The sequence below is a fragment of the Pseudomonadota bacterium genome (genome assembly GCA_039193195.1).
Lineage (GTDB): Bacteria > Pseudomonadota > Gammaproteobacteria > Steroidobacterales > JBCBZW01 > JBCBZW01.
Map to the genome: position 1 here is coordinate 16,132 of JBCCWS010000062.1, position 11,332 is coordinate 27,463.

An 11,332-nucleotide genomic window follows, 5' to 3' on the forward strand; every position below is an offset into this window, starting at 1 on the left:
TACCACCTTGGAGCCGGACTAGATTCGCGCGCCACCTGACGGCGTACTTCGAGAAGCACCCATCGGTTCAGCTAACTACGGCTTCCCTGCCCCTTTCTTGGTCTGGTAGAAGGCGTTGGCGATGTTCATGTTGAAGTAGAACAGTCGTGCGTCGCCCTCGCCGTAGGGCTGCGCTTGAATCGCGTCGGTCAAGTTACCCTCGCTACGCAGCGCTTGGCTCGTGCCGCGCTTGTAACCCGATAAGGCGATCAGGGCACGCTCCTCGGCGATGGACACGGCCTCGATGGCCGTCGCCTGACATCTACCGTCGCCGGTAGCGTACATGGAGCGGAGCAAGCCACGGCCGAACCCGTCATGGAGCTGCTGCCCAGCGTCGTCGCCCGCGCCCTCAGCAGCCCGGGCGCAGTAGTAGTGCCCCTGGATGTCGAGGTAGTCGATCGCCAGCACTCGCTCACAGGCTGCCTTGGCGGCCCCATGGTCCTGCTCACGCAAGGCATCGGCAGCTTCCCCCAGCGCTTCTGCGTAGGCGGGGTGCACGTGGCGCAGGGGGCTGTAGCCCTCGGCGCGCGTAGACAGCGCGCGTAACCTGAGGAAATCCGTCCGTGTAGGCGCGGCCTTGGCCTGCTCCAAAGCCGCGCGGAATGTATCGGTGGTATCGGCGGGCAGCCCGTCTAGGACCGCCGCCAGGGATCGATAGGTGCGCGGTAGGTACTTGGCCGCATCGCCGGCCTTGAGAAACATGGACAGCAGCGCTTCGCGGCCTCCGCCTCGCTTGGCGTCCTCATGCCCCACGGCGGCGACAGACAGTTGAGCGTCACGGCCCGCTTGCTCGGCCATGAGCGCTAAGGTGATCTGACCCGATGGAGAGGGCCCCGTGGCGCCTTGATCGGTCACCAGCAGCAAGACGTCCGCTTTCGCCTCATAGCGCGCTTGCGACAAGGTCTTGTTGCCACCGGCGAGGGGCAAGCGCTTTTCGTAGTCGGCGGCGGCCGCTGCTGCCTGGAGGTGGCATTGCGTGCTGCCGGGGCCGCCGGGCGACGCCAGCGCCACCACCACGGGCCTGCCACCCGCCAGCACCACGCCCCACTGCGCATCGGGAGCGAGCGAATGCAGCCGTTCGTTCAGTTCCGCGATGATCTGCTCGGCCAGGGCATCACCATCGACTTTGTCCGCGGCGTCCTCCGTGATCGCAACCATCACGTCGATCTGTGTGCGTGCCTGTACAGACGCTACGCATAGCAAAAGGCCGCTCAGGGCTGCCAGCACCAGACGCTGGCCGAGGCACCGCATGCCCATCACGCGGCAGCGTCCCGCTCGAGCGCTCCCAGAACACGCGCTCGCTGTTGCCATAGACGGTGGACAGAAAAGGTATGGACATCCATGCTGCGGAACTCCGCCAGGTATTGAGCCACGAATGGCAGAAACGGCGACGCCGACTTGAACAATGACTGCTTGATCAACCTCGCGACCGTTGTCCCGCGCAGCACCGCCAAAGCAGGTGGCGCGGTCCCGTCGCTTGGGATTGCTCACCGGCAGCTGACACGAACTCGACAGGGCGGGCAAATTTCCCCATGTAATGCCGCTTGCGTACCGGCCGTGGATCTCAAGGCGCTGTGAGCAGTCATCCCACGCAATCACTGCGCTTTCGCTACCCCTGGCGTGCGTACCAGACGCGCGTGCTCGATTCCATTGGCCTGTATCTCGCCGATCACCGCCTCCACATCGTCCGCCGCTCCTGGGTCCGGCAAGACCACCCTCGGTCTGGAGATATTCAGGCACCTCGATCGCCCGACCTTGGTGCTCTCGTCCACGAGAGTGATCAGGAATCAGTGGATCGAGCGCTTGCGTGACTTCCTGCCGGAGGAGGCGTCAACGCCAGCGCCCTGGCCCAGTCGATCCCTGGACGAGCCGGCGTTTTTGACATCCATCACGTACCAGGCTCTGCACACGAAGTATCGCGATGCACTTCGCGAAGCCGTGACGGACGATGAGGTAGCTGCCGCGGAAGAGACTGAGATCCAGACGATGCCTATCGATGAGCAGGAAGTGTCGACGCTGATCACGGCACTGAAGGGCGCTGGCACCAAGGTGCTGATCCTCGACGAGGCTCATCACCTGCGCGCCCAGTGGTGGAAGGCGCCGAGCAAGGTAGTCGCGGCCATCGAGGGGATGACCGTCGTGTCGCTCTCGGCCACTCCGCCGTACGACGCTAACCCAGGCGAATGGAAGCGCTACGAAGCCTTGTGTGGTGCCATCGACGAGGAGATCTCCGTCCCGGAGCTGGTCAAGGCCAAGACCCTGTGCCCCCATCAGGACTTCGTGTGGACCGTGGTACCTACGGAGTACGAAAGGACATACGTCGAGGAGTACCAATGCAACGTCCGACGGACCGTGACGGAGTTGCTCGGACGCCACGCTGGAGCGTGCCGTACGGCAGCACGCTTGGATCACTGGGGATACGGCTACCGAAGACGAGATTTTGGCCAGGCCTGAAGGTGCCATCGCGCTCCTGGTGTACCTCGCGCACAAGCAACATGCCTTGACGACACACCTGATGGGACTGCTGGACCTGCAGGAGGCAGACCCGCCGAACGGCCGAAACGCTGTTGAAGCGCGAGGTCCACTACTCGTTCCTGGCCCCCGTCTGGGGAGAGCACGCGCAGGGGCTGGCCGCCCTCGATTGGCAGGGCCCACGGCTGGCCGCGTTGCCCCGATACCAGAGGGGGCCCGTGCTCGAAAATGCGGACGCTTCGGCGATGCGGCGCAGGGGATCGCCCAGGGCCCTGGCGACTGGCCGCGGCAGGCTAGCGACAGCGTCAGGTGTGCCGAGGTTGTCACGTCGCGATCAAGGAGGTCCGGACGTTGCAGGGCGGGTGCTGCCCGCAGCCTCGCCGCTTCGCGCAGGGCCGCGCGCTGAGCGACCACCCACTGGCTTGCCGGCATGGCCTGCGGATGCAGGCCGCCATGGAGAAAAGCCGTGTCGTTGATGACCGCCACGATATTCGGCGAGAGCAGCCAGCGACCTTAGTGGCCGTCCGGCGCAAAGGCCGCGCGATGGGCGAAGAAGCCTGGCGGCCGCCCGCTCACCACCTTGTCGCTGAGACCTTCCGCCCGAGCGGTAGCGGCGGCGGCCTCGCGTAAGGCGTCATCCTCGGCCCCGCGAAGGCGGCGAATTCCTCTTTCGCCACATAGCGCAGATCGCCCGTGAGGTTCATCTGCTCGTGGTTACCGATGAGTACGTGCACGGGTCCGCCAGCGGCTTGCGCCTGCGTCTCCAACCCCATCAGCAGATCCATGACGCGTCGCGAGTCTGGGCCGCGATCCAGGAGGTCGCCCACGCTCACCAGGTGCTTGCTACCGGCGATCCAGCGATCGTCGCCGTCGATGACTTCGGCGAAGCTAAGCAGGCGGTGGAGGGCTTCGTAGTCGCCGTGCACGTCACCAAATGCGATCACGCGCTCGGCGTTCTCCCAGCGCCACTGCTGCGCTTCGTCCGCATGCCCGGTGGCGCCCAGGAGGCAGGGGGCGATCGCGATTAGTGCTGTCAGCGGCGCGCGTTGGCGCCACGGGAGCGAAATCTCAAGCGATGTCCTTCGGTTAGCTCGCGAAAGGGCTTGCGCCGTAAGCCTCACGGGTTGGACGGGCCTGCGTCCACCCGCGGCGTCGGCGTATAGTCGTTACGGTGAGCTATTGGGGTCTTAGGCGTCCGTGAGCTCAGTGTTCCCATGGCGGAGGACCCACGCATTTTGCGCACGCCCTTGTTGCTGATTCTCACGGTGTTCTTTGTGCTTCTGGCGCTCTGGTGGCGTGGGGAAGACTCGCGGCTGTCTACAACTGAAGGGACCGTGGTCTCCGTGGTGCAGGGTGATGGCTCGCGACCAAGCGACGGCACCGCCCCAGTGCCCTCGGAGGCTGCTGATGGCCGTTGCGAGGATGCCAAGACCTTGCAGAGGCGCGTCAGCAAGCTAGCCGCGCGCAGCGTGGCCTTCCTGGCCTCCGTGCAGGACACGATTTCCGATGACCTCGACACATGGCCGGACAAGCTGGCAGAGAGCGAAGATCCGGAACTCCTGTACGTGGCCTCCTATGCGGATCAGTCCAGGGTGCATGACCAGCTGACGCCTGCGCGGCGCGTGGAGCTGCTGCAGCGGGCCCTTGCCGTCGACAGCACTAATCCCATGTACCTGACGACGCTGATGCACGTGTGCCTGCGTAATCCGGACGCGCCCGGCTGCGACCTGCCGGACCTCGAGGGCAAGCTCATCGCATTCGATAGCGATAACGGCCAGAGCTGGGCCCTGGTGGCGGCCAGCTGTGGTCTGCGCGGCGATGAACAGTGTGCGTTCCAGGCGATGGAGCAGGGCGCGGTGGCGCCCAGCTATCGCGACTACTACACCGAACGCGTGCTGGTGACGGAACGGGCCATGGCCGCTGTGGGCATCAGCTACCCCATGCGCTCCACAACGGCCTTCATCCTGGCTGCCTTGGAGCCAAGTACCGTGCCCCTGCTGCCGGGGCCTTGCACGCAGGAGGCGCCAGCGTCCATGCATGCGGCGTGTCGGGCCTACGGGCAACGGCTGGAGCGCCATGGCAAGAGCATGCTCAGCCAACAGGCGGGACGGGCAGTGCAGTTGCTTGCCTCGTCGGTCCTGGGGGATACAGCACCGGGTGAGCCCAAGGAGCCGTGGAAGCACCCCATGGCAGGGGCTTTTGATGACGGTGAGCCGATCACGCAGGCGGTGTTCCATCAGCGCATCATCTGGGACCGTGACCTGTTTCTCGAGTACGTCGCCCACATGCAAACGGTAGGCGAGGCCCAGGCCCTGACCGACGTGCTGGCGGGATGGGGGACCGGCCCCCCGGAGTGTCTGACGCGCCCGGAGCCGGTAACCCTTGAGGGATTCGTCGCCGAGGAAGACTAGAAGGATAGTTTCCCGAGGTCTTTCTCAGCGGTGAAGAGCGCCTGGACAAGACCCTGCCAAGCCTCGCGTACCTTCGAGCCGTAAACGCGACTTGCGGTATCCCCGGATACCCCTGCGTCATCCTTGCCGCCGGCGCAGCGCCTCGCGTCAAGCTGGATGGCGAACCGTACTCCCTGCCGCAAGGCGGCTTGGTACTCATCAGCATGCGCACGGCGAGCATCCTCAACGAGCGCCTATTCATCGAGCGTTCCAGCGACGGGTTGCCGCGTGCCACCGACTATCCAACGGACATTCGGCTCACGGGAAATGACGCAGCGCCCTTGGAGGTCATGTTTCGGCACTACAGCGACAGCCAGAGCGTCAGCCTGGGGGCGGTTGCGCCCGATTTGCAGTTCGAAAGCCTGACGTTGTCCGACCCCGGCACCTTCGATTTCCGCCCTCGCGGTGTCGCTGAAGTGAACAACTTCGTGAGCTTTGAGGGGAATGCGGTGACTGAGCTGGCGGATGGTTCTCTGGTCATGGTGGCCAGTCTGCGTACGGAGGCGGGACCAGAGCGCGACACCTCAACGCTGTGGTTGATGCGGGTCGACGCCATCGGCCGCCCCGTGTGGCGCCAGCGCCTACTTGGTACGTGGCGCCTGAGTTTAGGGGAGGCTAGCCTCGTGACTTCCGGTAGCCAACTGTTGCTGAGCGCCATCTCAGACTACCGGCACGTGGTCATCGCCATCGGTGCTGACGGCTCGCTGCGGTGGCGTACCACGTGTCCGGGTAGCCGTGCACAAACAGAATCATCCCTCTGGACGGATCACCGGCCGTGACGAAATGCCACACCGGGCCATCGGCATCGACAACCAATGTGTGGCGAAGACGCCTTCGCCGATGTGCTCGATTTCGCCATGGCGATTTACCGTGCCGGCAGGTGGGGTCGCTGCCGGGTAGCGATCTAGGTCATCGGTGTAGATCGGGAAGGGATAGGGCTTGTAGGAAAACAAGGATAGGAAGGATAAACGCCCTCCTCAAAGTAACCCACGCCCCCTTAGGCCCGCCGACACCCCTTCCGCGGAGCCGGTAGCGCCGCCGCCTACGCCGACGGCCCACACGCCTAAACTGCATGTCCAGCACGCTGACCCTGCCCTGCCCTGCCACCGCCACGCCCGCGACCCGAGGGCGTCACCGCACCACGCCACTTCGCATTTGGCGCCAACACTCCATGGAACCGCGTGAGGTTCACCCGCGGGCGCGGCACCAGCGACGCCAGGCGCGCCAAAAAGTCCAGCGGATCAAACACCACGTGCGTCGTGCCATCGCGGTAGGGCGTTCTCAGCGTGTACCGAACCTCTCGCCGCTCGGTCAGCGACAGCCTCGGCTCCGCTAACGACGGCCGCGCGATGTACCGGCGCCCAACGCTGATCCGCCCGCGCCGCCACCCCTGCGTGCAGCGAGAATCCGCTCACCCGAGCAACTCGATCGCTCGCCGCCCACTCCTCGTCCGCCGCGGGCAGCGTGCGCAACATGAACGCCTTCTCACCACGCTGCGGCCCCACCGCTATGCGGTACGTGATCGATGCGCCCAGCAGCCCATCCAGCGGACTCCCCTCGCCGTTTGCGCTCAGCCATGCCTGGTCCTACTCTCGCTCCAGCAGTCCGCGACGCTCCAGGTGCCGTCCAACGCGCTCGACGATGCGTTCCAGCAGCTGCTGCAACTCCGCCGAAGTCGGCGCCGACACCGACACGAAGCGCGGACCACCCTGGCGGTCCGCGACGTAGACGCCATCCAGCTATGCACGAGATAGAGGAGCGTGCCGTCCGCGCTGATGTCCATGTCGGCCACGCCGTAGCCGAGGGCGACCGTCTCGACGACCGTGCGCGTGGCAGTGTCGATGATGGTGGAAGACTCGGGGAGGCGCGTTGGGCTACGTAGGCGAGCGCGCCATCCGGCGAGAAGCGAATCGTCAGTGGTGCCTGGGCAACCGGGATCGTCGCCACGACTCGGCGCACCGTCGTGTCGACGACGACCACCTCGGCCGCTTGCGTGAGACTTACCCACAGCAGGTCGGTCGATGGCTCGAAGGCCATCCGCGCGGGCGCGACGCCCAGCCTCAGGCGCCACTTGCGGTTTGTGGTCGCGTCGTACTTGCACACCTCCTCGTCGTCGACGCTGGCCACCTACACGTGTTGTCCGTGCTCCGCGACCTGAACGGCGATGACCGATGCAATAGCCGGTATCATGAGGCTTTACTGACGTTCGCCTTAGTAAGCCGATGATGGGATCGTGTGGAACCAACACGACAGCCGCAGCAGCTCGGAAATCCGGACCTCGGAAGAGCGGGCGATCGGTAGAGTCCTGGAATTGCCGGCTATAGACGATTCGACCCTAACGAATCGACCGCCATCCCTGTCTCGGTGCAGTTCCCACTGCTCGCGAGGCGGAGGGTTACTTCAACTAACTCACTCTGCGGTGCTGTCAGTGCGGCTAGTCACCCTGAAAGCCCATCCGGAAAGAACTGCACCCCCTCGCCTCCGTCGACTTCCGCGCAAGGGATGAACCTCTCCAGAGCGCTTTCCTCTTCGTTGGACAAGACTGTCGTGGGGAACCAGCCTTCCAATTCGCCGTCTCGAAATAGCTCATCGACGGTCTCTGGCAGACCATACACCCGAACCTTGTCCACAATTGATCGACTGCCAACGAAAAGCTTGGCGTTCGGCCTGCCGAACGAACGCACAACCAACGAGTCCAGGATCGGCGTACCATTGAATTTCTTTCGGCTAATCGTCCTCAACAAGTCCAACGATGTCGCCATGTTCTGGGCAAACTGCAGCATCCTTTTTCCGATGCTAGCAGCCCTGTCGTAGGCCCAGGGCAAGGGAAGGTACCGCTGACGTCGCTTCAGTACTTCAGCCAGCATGCGCTCAGGGCACTCACTGGTCCCGCTCGCTAGAACGTCCCGGACCGCTTTGACTAGCGCGGTAATCACTGCAGCGTCAGCGTACCATTCGCGGGCCAAAGTTGCTCCATCCCTATCGAGCATCGGCGAGAGGACTTCCTTGCCGTATCCCCACACGGCCATAGTGTGTTCGGAGAATACCTCGTTGAAACCCTCCACTTCTGGATACGCTCTAGGAAAGAGAATCCGGTCGGCGCAGGAAAGAAAGCTTGCCTCTGGTGAGTCGGACCCGGGTACCAACCTCGAGTCGCGATACTCCAAGAATATCCCTGACTGCTGGTACAGACGGTGACAGAAGCTAGGCGGCAACAATTCGCAGCGAAGCGATAATCCAACGTCAGGGTCCTGACTCGCTCGGAACAAGTCTCGGAACGTCGGCACGAAAACGACTCCGTGATCGAGATATTCGGGCTGACGGAGCTCCTCCGGTTTTGCGCTACTGGACCGTCGGCCAGCGAAATAGAGGGCGACAACTGGGTCGAACGTGATGTCAAGAAGCGTTGTGGGCAGTCCGTAGTGTTGAGCTAGGCCAGCGCAGTGCGTCGTTATGGCCCATTGGCTGTAGAGAAATACGTTAGGGTCGTGCCAGTCGTGAATGAGCGAGCGCAGGGCGCGACTCAGCATGGTTACGCCACTGCGCTCGGGGTCCACCACGGGCTCCCGCAGCGCCGTTGGAACGGGGTCCCAACAGCTGGTTTGTCCCCGGAATAGGAGAATTTGCGAGTCCTCGCCGGATGCTGTCTTCAGGTGTACCCAAATGACGAGCACGAAGCAGCATGCATGCCAAAAGCTTGGGGAGTACCAGTCGCCTGCGCGAGACTCCCCATCGTCCGACTCGCGGACCAGCGTTGTGCGCGAGGCCAGTCGCTCAACGAGTTCGAATCCTAACTTCCAGTCGTCGCTCTGCCGGAATACTCCCCCGTCTTCGAACGTCCTGAGGAGAAAATTCGAGACGGCTGCTCGTGCGGCAGCTTCTTCGTCAAACTCTTCGGACATCACTCCCCCAATGGTGAATGCTCGTCGCGGCTATCCTTAGTATCGGCGCTCCCCGGGAGCATGCTGAGTTGCGCATCGCTTTTCTGTTGACCTCGATTCCACGGCAGGATTCGCATCGCCGTTGTCCCCCGATTCCGTTCGCCACTCCACTGCTCAGGATTGGACGGATCGGCTGGCACCACTCTCCCCTCGGATCGGTATCGGTTACGCCAAGCATAAAGGGTTGCCTCGGAAATGCCTGTTTCTCGATGGATCTCGGCCACGGACTTCGCATTCGGTGGCATCATCTTGCGGACAGCTTGCTCACGGATCTGCTCGGAATAGCGGGGCATCGAATGCTCTCTCTTCCGCCCCCCGCTCAAAAGGAAAGAATCAAATCACCGGGGTGAGTCAGCCGAGGGAACTGCCCCCTCGGCTGCTCGCAGAACCCGGCGTGAGCCTCTCGACTCACCGGGCTCCCATTGCTTCAACCGAGAACGCCCCGTGTCCGCACCAATGGACGAACAGATCGGGTTGTCTCCGCTTCACACGATCCAGCCAGTTGAACGCTCTGGTTGGATGATCGCGTAAGCGCTTGTGTTTCCTCATGGCCCATCGGACGATGATCCTGTCCAGGTGATCTGCCACAGGCTGGAACTCCGAGCCCCGAAATCGACAGTAGTACCTCATCCATCCGCGTACGCGCGAAGCCATTAGCTGAGCGAGATCACTCAGCGACAACTCACTGCGCAGCGAGAGGTGCCACCGTCGCATCGACTGGCGCATCGAAGTCAGGGCTTGGCGGCTAACCGCCGGGGTAAAACCCCTCCGGATCCGCCCGTCCCGTCACTTAATGCGTCTCGGCCGAAAGGTGTAGCCGAGAAAGTCGAACGACGTGTACTCGTATGTTCCCGTCCGCTTGCTATCCTTGCAATAAACCACCCGAGTCTTCTCTGGGTGCATCTGTAGACCGCAATCACGAAGACGAGCTTCTAGCTGGTTGCGCAGCAGATTCGCCTCGACTTCGCTTCGACAGTGCAAGATGCCGTCGTCAGCGTAACGGCAAAAGGGAGTGTCTGGGTGGTGCACCGACAACCAGTGGTCCAATGCGTAGTGGAGAAACAGATTCGCTAGAACCGGCGAAAGCGGTCCGCCCTGAGGCGTTCCGACCGTTCTTGGCTGCGATGTTTCGTCCGTAAACTGCATCGGAGCAGTTAGCCAGCGCTCCACGTACAGCAACACCCAGCGCTCATCACAGTGATGACGAAGGGCTTTGAGGAGCAGGCTGTGATCGATGTTGTCGAACAGGCCGCGGATGTCGTACTCCAGCACCCAATCTCGCTCCCAGCAACGCTTGCGCGTCACCGCGAGTGCATCGTGGGCTGATTTTCCAGGCCGGTAGCCGTAGGAGTCATCATGAAAGATAGGCTCCAGAAGTGGCTCCAGCACCAGGCTAACGGCCGTCTGCGCAATCCTGTCGCTGACCGTCGGCACGCCGAGTATCCGCTCCCCACCAGTCTTCTTCGGGATCGGGACTGCTTTGACCGCCGGTGGAAAGTAACTCCCCGACGACATCCGATTCCAGATCCGGTAGAGGTTTCTGTTGCGGTTGCGATCGAAGTCCTCGATCGTTTGACCATCGATTCCAGCCGCTCCGCGATTGGCCTTCACGCGCAGATATGCCTCCCATACCAGGCGTTTCGCAATCACAAAGGGCTTTGCCGATGTCACCGGTTCATCCTCCGCAGGGAGTTGGCCTGTGATTCGACTGAAGCAACCCGACTCCTTTGCTCCACACCCATTACAGGTGCTTCCACGCTACTACAAGTCGGTCCGTCCTCGGACCATGCATCGGTACTCTGAGTCTCGCTTTGCTTCACTTGACTCTCTCCCTTCACATCACGGTTCCGAGTTCCCGCAGTTCCGCTGAAGCGCCCGAATCGAGCTCGCGCCATCTCTATGCCGGACACCACCCACCCAGTAAGCAGGTTCTCCGATGGGTTCGTCCCGGGAGTAGTTGAGCCTCCCGGTTTTGATGTCATCTATCAGTTTCGACACCTGGACGATGGTTCGCTTGCACTCGCCTTCTCGATTCCTACCTGACGCGCCACATGGGCCCGCCTTCTCCCTCAACGCTCACGACAACGGTCTTCAGCCAATGCCGCTTGAGGGTGGTTTGAAGCCGGCCCCTGCAGGCAGACTTCGGAGGGTCGGATCCTCCATCACTTCAGCAGCTTCTCATACCGAACGGACAACTCCTTTCGTCCGAACTGCATTGCTGCGGCACACGCAACTATCCTGACAGGGGGAGGGGGGAGCGCAGTGGACCAAGACCCACTATCGGTGGCTGGAGCAGACGATCACCAGCTGTACAGGGAGCCTAAGGCTGAACCTGCAACTCCTTCTACAGCAGCTCAAGGCGCTCGATCGAACCATCGCCAGTACGGCCAGGCCGTCGAAGAACTCGCTCAAAGCGAACGATACGGTGAC

6 protein-coding genes and 2 pseudogenes are annotated in these 11,332 nt (G+C 62.7%); 3 read left to right on the forward strand and 5 right to left on the reverse strand.

Annotated elements, in window-relative coordinates:
- Positions 1–75: 75 nt before the first annotated feature.
- The gene (locus AAGA68_25300; protein MEM9388392.1) at positions 76–1,296 is read right to left on the reverse strand and encodes a hypothetical protein; all 1,221 of its coding nucleotides are present in this window, start codon (positions 1,294–1,296) and stop codon (positions 76–78) included.
- Positions 1,297–1,767: 471 nt separating this feature from the next.
- Between AAGA68_25300 and AAGA68_25305 the strand changes: the two genes are divergently transcribed.
- The gene (locus AAGA68_25305; GenBank protein MEM9388393.1) at positions 1,768–2,493 is read left to right on the forward strand and encodes a DEAD/DEAH box helicase family protein; all 726 of its coding nucleotides are present in this window, start codon (positions 1,768–1,770) and stop codon (positions 2,491–2,493) included.
- Positions 2,494–3,083: 590 nt separating this feature from the next.
- On the opposite strand, the gene AAGA68_25310 is transcribed toward AAGA68_25305, so the two are convergent.
- On the reverse strand, positions 3,084–3,455 hold the full coding sequence (locus tag AAGA68_25310; GenBank protein MEM9388394.1) for a metallophosphoesterase: 372 nt from the start codon (positions 3,453–3,455) through the stop codon (positions 3,084–3,086).
- A gap of 270 nt (positions 3,456–3,725) precedes the next feature.
- Between AAGA68_25310 and AAGA68_25315 the strand changes: the two genes are divergently transcribed.
- Together AAGA68_25315 and AAGA68_25320 are read left to right on the forward strand one after the other, a co-directional pair.
- Entirely contained in the window at positions 3,726–4,922 is a 1,197-nt protein-coding gene (locus AAGA68_25315; GenBank protein MEM9388395.1) for a hypothetical protein, read from the forward strand.
- Positions 4,923–5,125: 203 nt separating this feature from the next.
- On the forward strand, positions 5,126–5,740 hold the full coding sequence (locus AAGA68_25320) for a hypothetical protein (GenBank protein ID MEM9388396.1): 615 nt from the start codon (positions 5,126–5,128) through the stop codon (positions 5,738–5,740).
- 329 nt (positions 5,741–6,069) lie between these two features.
- Here the strand turns inward: AAGA68_25320 and AAGA68_25325 are convergent.
- The 3 genes and pseudogenes from AAGA68_25325 to ltrA all read right to left on the reverse strand — a co-directional run bounded on the left by AAGA68_25325 (position 6,070) and on the right by ltrA (position 10,573).
- A pseudogene (locus AAGA68_25325) lies at positions 6,070–6,700 on the reverse strand (transposase).
- A gap of 699 nt (positions 6,701–7,399) precedes the next feature.
- Complete coding sequence (locus tag AAGA68_25330; GenBank protein ID MEM9388397.1) at positions 7,400–8,863, reverse strand: FRG domain-containing protein; 1,464 nt, start codon at positions 8,861–8,863, stop codon at positions 7,400–7,402.
- Between the two features lie 447 nt (positions 8,864–9,310).
- Positions 9,311–10,573: pseudogene (gene ltrA, locus AAGA68_25335) on the reverse strand (group II intron reverse transcriptase/maturase).
- Between the last annotated feature and the right edge of the window lie 759 nt (positions 10,574–11,332).

Excerpts from the sequence above, each read along its gene's own strand:
- AAGA68_25300 (MEM9388392.1), bottom strand. The coding sequence starts at position 1,296 with ATGGGCATGCGGTGCCTCGGCCAGCGTCTGGTGCTGGCAGCCCTGAGC.
- AAGA68_25315 (MEM9388395.1), top strand. The coding sequence starts at position 3,726 with ATGGCGGAGGACCCACGCATTTTGCGCACGCCCTTGTTGCTGATTCTC.
- AAGA68_25320 (MEM9388396.1), top strand. The coding sequence starts at position 5,126 with ATGCGCACGGCGAGCATCCTCAACGAGCGCCTATTCATCGAGCGTTCC.
- AAGA68_25330 (MEM9388397.1), bottom strand. The coding sequence starts at position 8,863 with ATGTCCGAAGAGTTTGACGAAGAAGCTGCCGCACGAGCAGCCGTCTCG.